Source organism: Halomonas sp. QHL1, assembly GCF_001882345.1.
Taxonomy (GTDB): domain Bacteria; phylum Pseudomonadota; class Gammaproteobacteria; order Pseudomonadales; family Halomonadaceae; genus Vreelandella.
This window is the reverse complement of sequence record NZ_MINL01000001.1, coordinates 425,356-440,508: the sequence shown is the minus strand read 5'-3', so window position 1 is coordinate 440,508 and position 15,153 is coordinate 425,356. Positions and strand designations below refer to the sequence as shown.

Genomic DNA, 15,153 nt, shown 5'->3' with positions numbered 1-15,153 from the left:
ATGACCTGTTTAAAAGCGGCATAGTTTAGCATGAAGGCCGACATCGTCGCAGCGGCAATCGGTTGATCGTTAGTGGGCCCATTTTAGTAGCGGAAGCGTGCGCTCGTGCATATTCAGACGCGCCCCCAACCGCACTAGATTCCAGTAGTGGCCGTTCAATGCTCGTGAAAGCAGTAGCGTATCCGCGGGAGGCTGCAGGCGATCCATCGCCGCCCACACTTTAGGGGTTAGCTCGCGCAGACGACGGTGCACCCGCACATCGCTGAAATCCTGCTCCCCCGGTTCAAACAGCGGCGCAATACATTCAGCGGATTCACGATAGAGCGATAGTGGCGCGCCCTGCCCCTGACGCCCGCCCATTTGCATCAAGGCTTCGTCCATGCCCATCGCATCATGTTTCAAGGTGGCATCCAGCAGCTGCATCATCGCCTTTATGCGCGCATCGGGTACTGCTATTACCGCGCCTAAATCGTAAATCACCAGCCGTCCTTGAGCATCGGCAGCGAAATTACCCGCATGGGGGTCGGCGTGCAGTTCGCCATAGGTAAACAGCTCTTGGGTAATCCAGTCCGCTAATGTCTCGGCAATGCCCTGGCGCGTCGCGTCATCTGCATCGGCTAATTCGCGCATCGGAGTGCCTTCCACGTACCGCATCGCCAGCACATGAGGGCCGGAAAGTGCTGGCAAAGGCTCGGGAATCACGAGCCGCGGGTCATCCTTATAACGCTCACGGTAACGGGCTAGCGCATCGGCTTCGGCGTGGTAATCCAGCTCCCCACGCAGGCTTTCGGCGAGCTCTTCAAACAAGGCATCCAACCGCGCCTGGGGCACTTTAAACCAGCGGCCTAAACGCATTATGCGCCGCACCTGGATCAAATCGCTCTCCAACACCTCGGCAAGGCCGGGGTACTGCACCTTGAGCACGACCGTTTCGCCCTCATGAGTGGTCACGCGGTGCACCTGCCCCATGGAGGCGCTGGCAAAGGGAAGCTCCTCGACTTCGCTAAAATAGTGGTCAATATCGCCATATTGCTGCACCAGCGCTTCACGAATACGCGGCCAGGGCATCGGCTCTGCCTGCCGCTGCAGGCGGGCAAGCTCCTCGGCGAGATCGGGCGGCAGCAGGTCATCCCACTGGGACATGATTTGGGCAAGCTTCATGGCCGGGCCTTTAAGCTCTGAAAGCCCCTCAAACAGCGCTTCACCCAGGGCACGCCAATCCGCTTGGCCACCTAAGCGGGTTTTCAGCAGCGCCCCACCGGTGCGTGCACCCAATCCCATTAAACGCCGTGTTCTGCCGCGATCACGCATTTGCTGTCTCTCCTGGTTACTCAACTCACCACTTAACTAGGTCAAATTATTTATACAAACTATATACAAGAAAAATGCTTTGGAAATAGTTAGCATCACTATACATCCCCCTACGACTCCTTGCTCTATATAGATCAATGTGTCTGCTATCATAGGCGCCATCCAAGGATACGATGAAGGCTTCGCTGCTATGCGCCTGATAATTGCCGAAAAACCCAGCCTCGCCCAAGCCATTGCCGAGGCGTTACCGGGCACTAGCAAACGCCAGGATGGGGCGATGGTGTGTGGTGACACCACGGTCACCTGGTGCCTGGGGCACTTATTAGAGCAAGCGCCGCCGGAAGCCTACGACCCCGCCGACAAGCAGTGGCGACTAGACCGCCTGCCCATCGTGCCCCAGCAGTGGAAACTGATGCCGCGCCCCAAGGCCCGGGGCCAACTGGCGGTAATTCGCAAGCTGATCAAACAAGCCACAGATGTAGTTCACGCCGGCGACCCTGACCGCGAAGGCCAGCTACTGGTGCAGGAGGTGATTGAGTACATGAAGTATCGCGGCCCGGTGCAACGGTTGCTGATCAGCGACCTTAATAAACCTGCTGTAAGCCGGGCGCTTGCCAAGCTACGATCCAACGCCGAATACCAGCCGCTGTTTCAGGCGGCCCAGTCCCGCTCCCGCGCCGACTGGCTGTACGGCATTAACCTAACCCGGGCCTGGACACTCACTGGCCGCCAAGCGGGACACGACGGCGTGCTCTCTGTTGGCCGTGTGCAAACCCCGGTACTGGGGTTAATCGTGCGCCGCGATAACGCCATCCGTGACTTTGTCCCTCACCCGTTTTATCCGCTATGGGTGGATCTCAAGGTTGCCCAGGGTCAACTACGGGCCTGGTGGGCGCCCAAAGAGCACCAGCCTCTCGATGATCAAGGCCGTTTGATTGACCGCTCCCCTGCCGACGCCCTCGCGGCGCAGTTGCCTGGCGCTTCAGGGCAACTCACCAAGCTCGATCAGCAGGAGAAACGCCAGGCACCGCCGCTGCCCTACTCGCTATCTGCCCTGCAGGTCGACGCCGCCCGGCGCCACGGCCTTTCCGCGCAGATGGTGTTGGATATATGCCAGCGGCTTTATGAACGCCACAAACTGATTACCTACCCGCGTTCAGACTGCCGCTACCTACCCGAAGAGCATCTTCAACTTGCCAAACGGAGCTTAACCAGCGCCTGCCAAAACGATGATACGCTACAGCAGTGGCTGAATGGAGCAGACTTTACGCTGCGCTCCAAGGCGTGGAACGATAAGCAGGTCGGTGCCCACCACGCCATCGCCCCTACCGGCAAGCCCGCTGATTTCAGCCAGCTCTCCGCTACCGAAGGCCATGTGTTTCGGTTGATCGTGCGCAACGTGATGGCGCAGTTCTACCGTCCGCTGCGCACCTTCGAAGTAAAAGCGGAGTTTACCCTGCTCAATGAAGCCTTCCGCGCCCGCGGGCAAAGCATTCTCGACCCCGGCTGGAAACCGCTATTCACTACCCGCGATGAGACACCACCGCTGCCGCCGCTGACCCAAGGCGAACCCTGCCAGGCACTGGGCGCAGGTGTTGAAGTGAAAGAGACCCGACCGCCGGAGCCTTTCACCGACGCCAGCCTGATCAAAGCAATGATGAACATCGGCCGCTACGTAGACGACCCCGAAGTACGCCGCACCCTGCGCGACACAGACGGCCTGGGCACCGAAGCCACTCGAGCGGGCATTATCGAAACCCTGGTACAACGCGGCTACCTGGTCCGCCAGCAAAAAGCCCTGCGCGCCACCAAGCTTGGCACTGCACTAATCGCCGCCCTGCCCAGCGCCGTGAGCACGCCTGAACGCACCGCGCTGTGGGAGCAGCGCCTGCGAGCGATTGCCGAACAGCAGGACGACCCCGGAGCCTTTCAGCAGGCGCTATTGGAAGATTTACGCGGTCTGCTCACTCATAGTGATGCAGGAAAACTAAGGCAGAGCCTGCAAGCCGCCCAAGGCGAAGCCGGTGCGCCTGCGAAACGGTCAGGTAAATCGCGAAAGAGTTATCCGAAAAGAAAAAGTACCGCAGCTAGGAAGAAGACGAGTTGAAGAGAACTCATCGAATGCGCCCTGCTAAACGTGTGCTGTGGCTTAACTGCAAAACTCGTAATATAACGGTATAAAAATCACTCCGTATTCTCAGCTCGATAATGTGCACAGCCCGCCCGGCACCGACAGCACCCAATCGCGAATAGCCAGAATCACTGGATCTTGCTGTCGGCTTTCTGGGTAGACCAGATAAAACGGTTTGCCTTCAAATTCCGGCCCGAAAGGCTGCACCAAGCGCCCTTCCTCCAGCTCATCCTTAATCAACTGGCGGCTCATCAACGCTACGCCCTGCTCGCCTACGGCGGCCGAGATAGCGTGGGTCTCGTCGGAGAACACCAGCCCGGCACTCACATCTAGCCCAGGCACCTTTGCCTGTTTCTGCCACGCAGCCCAATCCAGTGGCGATGATATGGCGCCCTGACTGCTGAAGTGAATCAATGAGTGTGACGGTAGCTGCGTTACCTCATGCAAGCCAAGGCGCGGGCTACAGGTGGGGATAAAGGTGTTATCAAACAGCTTCTCCGCTACCAGCCCTGGCCAGTGGCCATCACCATAGCGAATAGCCACGTCCGCAATTATCCCATCCAGCGCAACCGGCGCATGAGAGGCGTGAACGCGCAGATCAATATCTGGATGAGAGTCACGCAGCAGACATACCCATGGTAGCAACCAGCGCACCGCGACAGCGGGCGTTGTAGAGAGCGTAACTGTCTGGCGAACAGGCACATCGCTTAGCCGCTCGACGACATGGCTGATGCTATCAAAGGCCGTTTCCAACACCTGCTGCAGTTCGCGGCCCTGAGGTGTCAATTTCAATTGACGGGGTTTTCGCAGAAAGAGAGAGACACCCAGCGCCTCTTCAAGCCCTCGGACTTGGTGGCTAATAGCGGTAGCGGTGACCGACAACTCTTGTGCGGCCTGCTTGGCGCTTTCATGACGGGCAGCCGCTTCGAAAGCGCGTAGTGACGAAAGAGAAGGTAATCGTCGAGTGCTCATGAATGAGTTTTTCTCATCTGTTATAGCAAGAAAAGATCGTTTGTTTGGGCCATTAATCACGGCCTACGCTAAGTCTGTTATTAAACATAGATGAGTTTAGCTCAAAAGGAGATTACCCATGACGCACATTCTGCAACTAGACGCTAGTGCCCGCCCCGGTATTGCGGGAAAAGACGAGCACGGTTCACACAGCCGTCACCTGACTCACCACTTTATAACTCGGTGGCAATTCAGCCGACCGCAAGACACCGTCACCTACCGGGATATAGGTCAACATCCACCCTCTTTTATCAACCACGACTGGATTGCGTCTGCCTTTACGCCTGAAGAGCATCTCGAGCCCTGGATGAAAAATGCGCTAGCAGAAAGCGATCAGCTGGTAGACGAACTGATTGCATCAGACATTCTCGTGATCGGCACACCACTCTACAATTTCGGCATGCCAGCACCCCTTAAAGCTTGGGTCGACCAGGTGGTGCGCGCTGGCCGAACAGTGGGGATCGATGAGAGCAATCCCACCGACCCTTACGTTCCGAAACTAACAGATCGGCCAAGGCATGCGGTCATTCTTACTGCCCGGGGTGGTATCGGCTTTGATCCTGGCGGTGAAATGGCGCACATGAACCATTTAGAACCCAACCTAACCACGGCGCTGGAGTTTATCGGGATCACCCGGATTCACTACATTGCCATTGAAGGGCAAGAGGTTGGTGGGGAGTTGTTGGCTAAGTCGGTTGCTGAGGCTTTACGCAAAGTTGAAGCTCTGGTTGCAAACTTACAGGGGGCGTTAATGGAGACGGCAGTAGCTGAATCGGCCTAATAAAAGGATTCAAAACCTAGATCTAAACTGTCTTTTGTTTAGTGCGGAGATCGCTAGCCCAGGATATCCGCACCTTTATGCCCTTCTGGTACGCCCTGAACTAAAAGCACGTCGCCCTCAGTATGTTGGGTGCGCAATGGGCGAATCTCTTTATAAGCAGCCGAGTCATACCAACCTTGAGCTTGCTCCATCGTAGGAAACTCAATAACCACCATATCGCCTTCCCATGCTCCCTCAAGCGGAATGTATGGCCCACCATGTATAAGGTATTTACCCGAGAAAGGTGCAAGCGTCGCATCGATACGCTCTAAATAGTATTTAACTTCGGGGTCGAACCGGGTTTCTCGAATGAGAGCAACAGCGTAGGCGGACATCCTCACCTCCCGTTGGTTAAGCGAGAACAGATTCTTGAACAACGAAAGTCTAGAGCAATTGTGTCAGTAACGCCCTCTCCTAGCACTTACTTAGCACTAACAGCGAGCCGTGCACCTAAAGCTACAAAGAGTGCTCCTAAGCTTCTATCCATCCACAAACCAACGCGTGGTTTTCTCTTTAGGAAAGCACCTAGCTTAGCTCCAGCCAGTACCAAAGGGGGTTCTATGACGGCAGCAACCACGATAATAAGGCTGCCATGCAATAAAAGCTGTGCTTCGGCAGGGCCCGCGCCTTTCACGATAAATTGCGGCAAGAAAGCCAGAAAGAATACTGCCACTTTCGGATTGAGCGCTGACACCAGCATGCCCTGCCAATAAACGGCAGATAAACTCTTGTGACTTTGCTTTTCCGCTGCAACAAATTGATCGCCTCTAGACAGCAACATTTTAACGCCAAGCCATATTAGGTAAGCCGCCCCTACCCATTTAACAATCGAAAACGCTAGTGCAGAGGTGGCCAAAATAGCCGAAAGGCCAACCGCGGCCATCACTACATGTAGCGCTGCTCCTGTCCAAATCCCAAACATAGCGGCAAACCCTTGCCGTCGCCCACTACGTAATGTTTGCCCCAATATGTAGGCAATATCTGGCCCCGGCGATAGATTCAGAAGTACAGCCGCAGATAGAAATGTCATCCAGTGAAACAACGTGTACTCAAACACAACTGCTCTCCCTTATTGCTCTGCTATAGCGGCTTGGTAGTGAAGCCACACAACGCAAAAGCTATCGCGAGGCTTGGCTATTAGGAAAGACGTCTCACGGGAATATCAAAATGCAGAACATTTTCTTTGCTTCCAAGTTTGGAATATAAAGCAATCGCTGCTTCATCTTCTGGCCCTGTATCAGCTTGAACAAAGATGACATACGCTCCACGTTTCGCCGCTAACTCCCCAAGATAGTGTATTAACGCAGTCGCAATGCCTTGCTGCCGGTGTAATGCAGAAACGGCGAGGTCGTATATATAGATTTCACTTCGCTGCTGCTCGAATTTTTTTAGTTCGTAGGCAGCAAGACCTGCCACAACTTGTTCCTCTTTTAAGGCTACGAGTGCAATAAAGTTGTCGCTGCCAAGAAGCTGCCACAAGTAGTCAAGGGCAGGCCGATTTCCGGTATAGGTGTCCATTTCATCGAAAACCTCCCCAAAGGTTTCCGATAAAGCACCCATTAGACCCAAATCATTCTGGGTGATTTGTTTTATCTGGTAGTCGGCGCTCATCAGTTGGGGCGACTCCTAAATCATGCAATACGCAGCTCACCCTTCACCCGTGCAGCGCTGCCTCAATGTCGGCGATGTTGATTTTCCTCATTTGCATCATCGCGTCGAATGCGCGCTTAGCGGCGGCAGGATCGGGATTGGTAATGGCGTTAATCAGTACTACCGGCGTTATCTGCCAAGACACTCCCCATTTGTCCTTGCACCAGCCACAGGCACTTTCCTCGCCACCGTTGTTAACAATGGCATTCCAATAGTAATCCGTTTCGGCTTGATCGTTCGTTGAGACCTGAAAAGAGAACGACTCATTGTGTTTGAACGCAGGCCCGCCGTTGAGCCCAAGGCATGGAATGCCCATCACGGTAAACTCGACGGTCAATACATCCCCTTGCTTACCGGATGGAAAGTCTCCCGGCGCATGATGAACGGCCCTGATAAAAGAATCAGGAAAGGTATTAGCGTAAAAGCGTGCTGCCTCTTCTGCGCTACCATCGTACCAAAGGCAAATGGTGTTTTTAGCGGGGGTTGTCATGTCACTTCTCCATTGAAGCCATAATTCACATAACACCGAGCGAAATATTAATGGTGCTTACCAAGTCTCCTCTGAGCCTGGAGGCCCCATATCGATCTGAATATCAGGCGCAATATCCACCACACCTTGGATATGCTTCAAACGTTCCACCGTGACATCATCGGCCGATCCGGTAATACAGCCAATCTCCTCTAGTACATCCCTGATGGTTAACCCTTCTGCACTAAGGCGTGTGGCTATTTCCTCGATCGGTTGTTCGCTTGAAATCGTTACTATCCAGAGCTCTATTTTCGCCATCGATCTCACCTTCGAAGTCTGTACCCTGGACAGGGCCCCATGAAATACCTGCCAGTGAGAACCTGCTCACATTAGGGTGCTTGTACCAGCCCAGCCCCTACCTTGGAGTCGGCAAATGGCAGGCGCTGGGCTGAGGCCAATAGCTGCTCCCAAAGCTTCATTCCTCGCAGAGAGGAGTCGGACTCTGCCCAGAGTGCGGCACAGCCTGCCACGTGTGGTGTGGCCATGCTGGTGCCACTAATTGTTTTATAGTGGATTGGCCGGGGCCACGCCGAAAAAATATCGCCCCCAGGCGCTGCAATTTCGATCTTGCCAGCGTTTGAAAAGCTTGAGGGCTTCAAGCTGGCATCAATCGAAGCAACGGACATGATGGTGGGTGAATTGGCCGGAGCGCCCGTGTTGGCAGAGGAATTGCCTGCAGCAGCGATAATTAAGCATCCATTACGAAGTGCCGCAGCGCCAGCGTGGGTGTAGGCTACTTGCACTGGGCTCTGACTGCCAAGCGACATCGAGATAACTTCGCACCGATTGGCAATGGCCCAATTCATCCCCGCCAGCACTCCCGCTCCCGTGCTACTACCTGAATTTGTCAGCACCTTGCCGACCAGCACTTGAGAGCCGAACGCTATTCCGTAACGCGGCGTGTTTCCGGTAGGCGTTTGTGGACCACAGGCCGTACCAATACAGTGTGTTCCGTGGCCGTTGATATCCTGAACTGGCTCCCCAACAAATGAGCGCGTATTGAACTCTCTACCCGAGAAATCTGGATGGCCAAGATCCATCCCGGTATCCAGCACGGCGACTTTTATACCCGCACCACTCCAGCTACTTTGCGGCACCTTACAGCGGTTTAGCCCCCAAGTTGGCCGAAGGGCGTCCTCTTCAAGGTTCTCTTCGCCTTCCTCCATATCAAGGTCAACACCGAGGTCACGAGCGATGGTGCTGGCTGCCCGCAAAAATCCCCGCAGATATTCAGAATTTTCAGAAAAGGCGAAATACTCTGGTTCGATAATTTCGATGGGGCTATCCGGGGCTAACTTGCCCATCGCACTCATGCCGTGCTGCTGTAGGGCATCGCCGCCTACCAGCGCCACTCCAAGCTCTGGAAATACCATCGCCTCAGCGTCACCAGAATCCTCCAGGCTAACGGCTTGGTCGGTGAAGTCCCGCGCATCGGCCACGCGGAAGTTCTGAGCTTTAAGCGATTTAATCCCCTCTTCCACTCGCCCCTCACGATAGCTAATCAGAAATCGCCCAGTCTCCAGGCAGCTGCCACCCCGCTCTAAGGCTGCCAAGAGCAATTTTTCGACGCCGCATGAGACAGTGGCGAGTGACGCACCCGCTGGCGTGCTGCCGTTTCCATGACCTGTCGGTTTTTTCGCCATCGTAGACTTCCTTTTCGTTTAGCTGTTAAGCGATATGGGATAGATGAATCATAGTCACCATACGAGAGAAAGCATGCCTGACTATGCAGCGCCCACGATTTGAGCTTAATGCACCTAATGCGCTTCGCCAGAAGGATTTCAGTCTACGACCCTTAACATACCGGGCGATTAAACGAAGGAAGGGACACGTTAGTTATTGGTTAATCTCACTAGGGATGCACTCGTCATCACGCAGTGTCAGCACTTCGAAACCGGAGGATGTGACCGCAACCGTATGCTCCCACTGGGCAGACAATTTTTTGTCGCTGGTAACCACCGTCCAGCCATCTTTCTTGTTTTTTATTTTGGCCTTGCCCTGGTTAACCATTGGCTCGATGGTAAACACCATACCCTCTTCTAAAACCAACCCTTTACCCCTACTCCCATAATGCAACACCTGGGGCTCTTCATGCATTTCTCGGCCTATTCCATGGCCGCAGTACTCACGCACAATAGAGTACCCGTGTTTTTCAGCATATTGCTGAATGGCGTAGCCCACATCGCCTAACGTTGCGCCAGGCTTAACCGCTTTTATCCCTTGCCACATGGCCACGTAGGTTTTATCAACCAGCCGTTTGGCATAGGGTTTTACATCCCCAAGCAGGTACATCTTGCTTGAGTCGGCGATAAAGCCTCCCTTCTCAAGGGTAATATCGACATTAACGATATCGCCTATCTTGAGCTTTTGCGTTGCAGAGGGAATACCATGACAGACCACATGGTTGACTGACGCATTCAGCACAAATTGATAATCGTATTGCCCCTTACTGGCTGGGCGAGCCTGCAGATCATCAACGATATAGCGTTCGGCCCAATTATTGATATCCATGGTAGTTATACCGGGCATAATTAGCTTATCAAGATGGCTAAAAACCAAAGCGAGTAGCCGTCCGGATTCACGCATTACACGCAGCTCTTCTTCGCTTTTAAGCGTTACCTTAGCCACCGATCACTTTCCTTAGATCGACATCGGCTTGCTTCATTTGCTCACGCATAATCTCGGAGAATGTCATTCCGGGATTGGCCTCAGCGAGCATGCCTATTTTTATCCAATACTCCGCTTGCGCATTGATAGAACGCACCATCACCGAGCTGGCTTTGCGAATGTCTTCATGTAGCTGATCATTAATTTTTACGATACCCATCACACCACCCAATATATGAAACGAATACAAAACGTATACGCATCATATATAAGTTATCTTTTGGCGGCAAGGCTACTTCTCATCATTGGCCAGTGGTTTCAACGCCAATACATCTTCGCGAAGACGCTGCTTCTGCGCCTCTAAAGAGGCGCGCCATGCATCGCACTCCAGCTTCTGCTCTGCATCGCTATCGGGGCTTTCAGCGAAGGCCTCAATCCAGGCCTGACGCGTACACAGGTCTTGATAGTTACCGAGCAGGCTCTGGCGACGCTTTAATTCGGATAGAAATAGCTGGGTGGTGGCTGGGTTCAGATCGGCCAGGTAGCGGATGCGTTTTACGCGTTTGCGTAACGTATGAAAGGGGGTATCACCGGCGTCTAACGAGAGTGCTGCCAGATCGTTATCATGGTCAGCCATGCGCTCGCTCAACACCGCATTGATACGCTTTGGCGTGAGCTTAGAGAGCGCCTTTCCAAAGTCATTGGAAGCGAGAAAGGTCTGCCAGCCCTGCAACTCTTCGGCGTACTCCAGCGAGTTTAGCTGCTGGCAGAGTGCTTCATGCTGCTCCTGCCGACAACCCTGTAGCCATTGCTTAAGGCCCTGGCGGGCGCGCGCTGAAAGCTGCGGTGGAGACTTACTGAGGTGTTTCAGAAACACATCAAGGTCGCGGAGGTCACTGGTGGCGTTAGCTCGATGCTTGAGCCGCTTAAGCATCTTCTTAAGGCCGGGGACCTTGGTGGTAGATAGTACCGCTTCGCCAACGGCTCGGCTGCGGCGCAGATTTACGCGGTACTGATGCAGAAACTCAGGGTCGACGCCCGCAATTACCCCAGCCTCTAAAGCCCTGACGGTCAGATATTGATGCTCCAACTGAACACGAATATGACTAGCTGTCTCTGCGTTGCACTGGTCAGGCGGCTTCGGGGCATCAAGGCGCTGGAAAAATGGATAGCTGGCTTCCTTGGGTGTCAGGCTATCTACTAACTCGGCACAGCCCTGTTCCATGGCTGCCCAAAGAGTATCTGGTAGGGAGAAATGCAGCATGCTGCCGGTAGGCAGCGAGTGAGGCGCCTCTTCGCAGAGCCAACTGGCTAGATCGAGCAAGGCCGGATTGTGGCCAATCACCAACACTCTGTTGGCCTTGTTGGGCAGCGTTTTGAGCCACGCCATTAGCGCTTCGCCATCGAAGGTGTAAAGGGCTTCATCGAAGTGAACGTGTTTAACCAAATTAGCTTCAGGTAGCTGCTTTAGGATCTCATCGAATGTCTCCCGCGTGCGAACCGTCGTGCTGACGTAGACCTCCCCTGCCAACGCCTGCCAGCGCTGAAGCACAGGCGCCATGGCGGCGGCCTGATGCCTACCCCGCTTACGCAATGGCCGTTGATGGTCAGTCATATTACCGCTGGGCTGTTTGGCCTTGGCGTGGCGCATCACATATAGGTGCCGCATGGGTTTGCTCCCAATTACGGTAAGTTATGCCAAGTTTAGTACACACCCTATTCTAGGGAGCGCGCTGACGAGGCTTCACCACAAACCAGCTTGCCAACACTAAGGTGCCGAACAGGGTGTAAACCACGACAAACACCCACTCAGGAGCGCTGTAATAAAGCAGGCTGTGCAGCCAATGCTGAATAAACGAGCCCGAATAGGTAGCGGTTCCCGCCTTAGCCCTTAGCGCCATTTCCCAGATGGTTAACGGGCAAACCACGCCTAACCACGCCTGAACCACCACATAACCAATGGCGCACAGGTGCACGATGCGAAAGACGCGATTGCGCACCCACTGCCAGTTCAGGAAATAGCCCACATACACCGCGAATAAGCCCAGTACCACGAAGGCCACAAACAGTACGTGGAGAATTAAGAGGGCATCGGCGAGCAGGATGAGCAGAAATGGGGTCATAGGGAGCGATTACCTACTGTCGGAGCGTGCATCACGACATACCACTACTTGGTTCCTTCCGCCGCGCTTGCCAACATAGAGCATCTGGTCCGCACGCGTAATAAGAGACTCAAGATCGACCGCATCCGTATTCGTTGCAGCCACACCAATGGTGATACTTGGGCTCAGTTTGCTCATTTCTTCATTTAAAGGCAGCTCGGCGACCTTCATTTTCAAGCGTTCCGCGACCATTTGCGCTTCGCTTGGGCTGGTGTTTGGCAAGGCCACTACAAATTCTTCACCACCAAAACGCCCTATCACATCCGTTGGGCGCAGCGATTCTGCGCAGGCTTCTGCAATCTTGGTCAGCACCCAATCCCCGTGACTATGCCCCCAAGTATCGTTAATGCTCTTGAAGTGATCCACATCGATCATAAACAGGCTAAACGGCACCTTTTCGGATTGAGAGCGTTGCAACAACTCATGGGCCAGCTTCATAAAATGGCCCCGATTATTGAGGCTTGTCAGCTCATCCCGCTCAGCGACTATCCTCAACTGCTCTTCCAGTGATTTGCGATGGGCTATTTCCTTGTGCAACTGGTGATTTTGATCACGCTCTTCGTGAAGCAACGCATATTGCTTGCGCTGCAGGCTTTCCAAGCGCAACAGGGAGAAAAAACCTACAACGTTGCCCATCAACAGCAAAAGTGCGACCAGCAGCGTCGCTACCGGGGCAAGCTCCGCGTACAGCACTGCAGCCACTAAAAAGCCTATATTTAAATAGAGGCTGGCAGCTGTCACGACTGTTAGCAAATTGGGAATCAGAAGATAAAACGCCATGGTAGCCACCACCACCGCGGTCATTTGTGTGGGTAGGCTTTCAGGTCGTAGGGGTACAATCAAAATAATACCCGTGGCAAATACCCATAGCGGCAAGGCGTACAACCAGGGGCGGTATTCGTTTCCACCCCAACGCCGCACCGCGAACGCCACCAGTAGACATACGCTCACCACCACTATTCGCATGGTAAGCAGCAGGTAGAACTCACTGGTAAGGCCCAGCAGGTAGAAATCCGAAATCGCGAACATGCCAAAGACACATGCCGCAACGCTCACGGCAAGGCTGAACTCAAGCTTCACACTTTCCTGTATATAGCGGCGATATATCAACTCACGGCCAGCATCACAAAACTGCCCGATTAACCCATGCACCTGATACTGTTGTTTCTGTAATGGCACAGCCCCACACTCCCGACACGACGTGGCAATTTTTCTTATTTTATCAATAACGCGATATCCCTCACCTCAACATTCCGCAGGCGTAACCGTGCGATAGGTGGTCGTAGCCTTTTCCAACCCTTGCTGTAATGCCCGAATGCGAGATTCATGGGCAGGGTGCGTAGAGAGAAATTCAGGCGGCTGACCACCACCGGCAGCAGCCATGTTGCGCCACAGGGTCACGCTCTGCTGCGGGTCAAACCCCGCACGGGCCATAATCTCGAGGCCCATCAAATCGGCCTCTTCCTCATGGGTACGGCTAAAAGGCAGGCTAATGCCCAACTGGGCACCGATACCCAAAGCCTGCATTAATTGCTGGTTGCCAAATTCCTCTTCCCCTAATAACCCCACCACCAATAACACAGCTTTAATGCCAAGTTGCTGCGTAAGCCGCTCATTGCCATGATCCGCTAGCACATGCCCCACCTCGTGCCCAATCACCGCCGCTAGCTGGGCTGGCGTCTCGGCCACTCGCAGTAGGCCGCTATGCACCCCGATGCGTCCTCCAGGCAGCGCAAACGCATTGGGGGAAGCATCCTCAAACACCACCACTTCCCAGCGCTCGGGGAAAGCGAGCCCTGGGTAACTTTCCTCAGCACCAGCCACCACTTTTTCGGTCACGCACTGCACCAATTGATTAGCCTGCGTATCGCGATTGAGCGGCTGGCTATTGCGTAGCTGATTAAAGGCGTCTTCCCCCATGTCAGCCATTAACGAGTTCGGCACTAACGCCAGCTGGGAGCGCCCGGTGGGCGTTTCCCCGCAGCCAGCCAGCGAGGCCAGCAGCCCCAGAAGGAAAAGAGGTAACAGAAATCGCCGCTGCATCGGATAGTATCGCCTGGATCAAGAAACGTTCAGTAAAGTGTAAGGCGCTTCGCAGCCATAGCGCTCGTCGCGCTCATCAACGCTAGCGCCGGTCGTTATCGTAGGCCGCAAACAGGCGATCATAATCCAGCTCGCTACGAAGCTCTAGCGAGTCTTAAGGCGTCTGCGCTTCGTCGCGCATCACTCTGAGTGAGTTGATTTCAATGGTGAGCGCATCACGCGTTGCTTCTAAATCGCTTACCTGTTCACCCACTGTGGCAAGTTGGGTATTGGCCTCTTCAATCTCGGCGTTGAGCGCTTCAAGGTTTGCTTCAACCTCACTGCGTGCGTCTTCTGCGTCTTGACGAGACTGTTGAGCAGCATCGCGAGCAGCTTCGGCCTCTTCTTTCTCTTTTTCTACCTCGGCGTAGGTCTCATTCAGCTCTTCAAGGCGGCTCTCTCGTTCGTCTACCTGCTCATTGAGGGTTTCCACTTCTTCTTCGCGGGTTTCACGCTCACCCCGTAACGCGGACAAATCTTCTTTAGCATTGGCAACATCTGCTCGCGTTGAAGCAAGAGAGGCTTCCGCCTCGGCTTGTTCAGCCTCAAGGGCGTTCATTCTCTGCTGCAATGTTGCTAAGTCCAGCTCCGCGGCTTCAACCTCTGACATCTGCGCCTGAATCTGTTGATGCTCACGCTCGGTTTCAGCCAGTTGTGTTTCGAGTGCTTCCAAATTGTCTTGCCGCGACCCAGCAATGGTGTGCGCCACAACGGCCCAGACCATCGCAATAATCGCGATGACCAAGATCACCTTTACGCGGTTATCGCGCAACAATCCCATCGTTGATGGTTTATTAGTCCGTGTCATTGGTGCAACCCTCTTGCTTAAGCGTTATCGCTATTATGGTGG

Annotated in this window: 17 protein-coding genes; 2 read left to right on the top strand and 15 right to left on the bottom strand. The window is 54.1% G+C overall.

The window, feature by feature from the left end:
- Nucleotides 1–69 precede the first annotated feature (69 nt).
- On the bottom strand, nucleotides 70–1,311 hold the full coding sequence (locus tag QHL1GM_RS01985) for an AarF/ABC1/UbiB kinase family protein (protein WP_071692990.1): 1,242 nt from the start codon (nucleotides 1,309–1,311) through the stop codon (nucleotides 70–72).
- A gap of 190 nt (nucleotides 1,312–1,501) precedes the next feature.
- Between QHL1GM_RS01985 and QHL1GM_RS01980 the strand changes: the two genes are divergently transcribed.
- Nucleotides 1,502–3,418 carry a DNA topoisomerase III gene (locus QHL1GM_RS01980; RefSeq protein WP_071692989.1) on the top strand — a complete coding sequence of 639 codons (1,917 nt, stop codon included), beginning with the start codon at nucleotides 1,502–1,504 and terminating at the stop codon, nucleotides 3,416–3,418.
- 90 nt (nucleotides 3,419–3,508) lie between these two features.
- Here QHL1GM_RS01980 and QHL1GM_RS01975 read toward each other — a convergent pair whose 3' ends face one another.
- Nucleotides 3,509–4,414, bottom strand: a complete 906-nt coding sequence (locus tag QHL1GM_RS01975; protein ID WP_071692988.1) for a LysR substrate-binding domain-containing protein — start codon at nucleotides 4,412–4,414, stop codon at nucleotides 3,509–3,511.
- A 118-nt stretch (nucleotides 4,415–4,532) separates the two neighbouring features.
- On the opposite strand from QHL1GM_RS01975, the gene QHL1GM_RS01970 reads away from it, so the two are divergent.
- On the top strand, nucleotides 4,533–5,234 hold the full coding sequence (locus QHL1GM_RS01970) for an FMN-dependent NADH-azoreductase (RefSeq protein ID WP_071692987.1): 702 nt from the start codon (nucleotides 4,533–4,535) through the stop codon (nucleotides 5,232–5,234).
- Nucleotides 5,235–5,287: 53 nt separating this feature from the next.
- Here the strand turns inward: QHL1GM_RS01970 and QHL1GM_RS01965 are convergent, their stop codons facing one another.
- From QHL1GM_RS01965 to QHL1GM_RS01905, 13 genes are all read right to left on the bottom strand, one after another.
- The gene (locus QHL1GM_RS01965; RefSeq protein WP_071692986.1) at nucleotides 5,288–5,608 is read right to left on the bottom strand and encodes a DUF1330 domain-containing protein; all 321 of its coding nucleotides are present in this window, start codon (nucleotides 5,606–5,608) and stop codon (nucleotides 5,288–5,290) included.
- Between the two features lie 86 nt (nucleotides 5,609–5,694).
- Nucleotides 5,695–6,330 (bottom strand): LysE family translocator, encoded by a 636-nt coding sequence (locus QHL1GM_RS01960; protein ID WP_071692985.1) that lies wholly within the window; start codon nucleotides 6,328–6,330, stop codon nucleotides 5,695–5,697.
- An 80-nt stretch (nucleotides 6,331–6,410) separates the two neighbouring features.
- The gene (locus QHL1GM_RS01955) at nucleotides 6,411–6,884 is read right to left on the bottom strand and encodes an AAC(3)-I family aminoglycoside N-acetyltransferase (protein ID WP_071692984.1); all 474 of its coding nucleotides are present in this window, start codon (nucleotides 6,882–6,884) and stop codon (nucleotides 6,411–6,413) included.
- Between the two features lie 43 nt (nucleotides 6,885–6,927).
- Complete coding sequence (locus QHL1GM_RS01950) at nucleotides 6,928–7,413, bottom strand: VOC family protein (protein ID WP_071692983.1); 486 nt, start codon at nucleotides 7,411–7,413, stop codon at nucleotides 6,928–6,930.
- 57 nt (nucleotides 7,414–7,470) lie between these two features.
- The gene (locus tag QHL1GM_RS01945; RefSeq protein WP_071692982.1) at nucleotides 7,471–7,710 is read right to left on the bottom strand and encodes a hypothetical protein; all 240 of its coding nucleotides are present in this window, start codon (nucleotides 7,708–7,710) and stop codon (nucleotides 7,471–7,473) included.
- Nucleotides 7,711–7,781: 71 nt separating this feature from the next.
- Nucleotides 7,782–9,095, bottom strand: coding sequence for a S8 family serine peptidase (locus QHL1GM_RS01940; protein ID WP_071692981.1), 1,314 nt, complete (start codon nucleotides 9,093–9,095; stop codon nucleotides 7,782–7,784).
- 193 nt (nucleotides 9,096–9,288) lie between these two features.
- Complete coding sequence (map, locus tag QHL1GM_RS01935; protein ID WP_071692980.1) at nucleotides 9,289–10,080, bottom strand: type I methionyl aminopeptidase; 792 nt, start codon at nucleotides 10,078–10,080, stop codon at nucleotides 9,289–9,291.
- Nucleotides 10,073–10,279 carry a ParD-like family protein gene (locus QHL1GM_RS01930; protein ID WP_071692979.1) on the bottom strand — a complete coding sequence of 69 codons (207 nt, stop codon included), beginning with the start codon at nucleotides 10,277–10,279 and terminating at the stop codon, nucleotides 10,073–10,075. Before QHL1GM_RS01930 ends, map begins: the two co-directional genes overlap by 8 nt.
- A 72-nt stretch (nucleotides 10,280–10,351) precedes the next feature.
- Nucleotides 10,352–11,728 (bottom strand): CHAD domain-containing protein, encoded by a 1,377-nt coding sequence (locus tag QHL1GM_RS01925; protein ID WP_071692978.1) that lies wholly within the window; start codon nucleotides 11,726–11,728, stop codon nucleotides 10,352–10,354.
- Nucleotides 11,729–11,780: 52 nt separating this feature from the next.
- A complete protein-coding gene (locus QHL1GM_RS01920; protein ID WP_071692977.1) occupies nucleotides 11,781–12,182 on the bottom strand; it encodes a DUF2784 domain-containing protein in 402 nt (133 codons plus the stop codon).
- 9 nt (nucleotides 12,183–12,191) lie between these two features.
- Entirely contained in the window at nucleotides 12,192–13,400 is a 1,209-nt protein-coding gene (locus tag QHL1GM_RS01915; RefSeq protein WP_071692976.1) for a GGDEF domain-containing protein, read from the bottom strand.
- Nucleotides 13,401–13,466: 66 nt separating this feature from the next.
- Nucleotides 13,467–14,264 carry a M48 family metallopeptidase gene (locus tag QHL1GM_RS01910; protein WP_071692975.1) on the bottom strand — a complete coding sequence of 266 codons (798 nt, stop codon included), beginning with the start codon at nucleotides 14,262–14,264 and terminating at the stop codon, nucleotides 13,467–13,469.
- A gap of 154 nt (nucleotides 14,265–14,418) precedes the next feature.
- Nucleotides 14,419–15,111: a hypothetical protein gene (locus QHL1GM_RS01905; RefSeq protein WP_071692974.1), complete on the bottom strand. Its 693-nt coding sequence runs from the start codon at nucleotides 15,109–15,111 to the stop codon at nucleotides 14,419–14,421.
- Nucleotides 15,112–15,153: the final 42 nt, after the last annotated feature.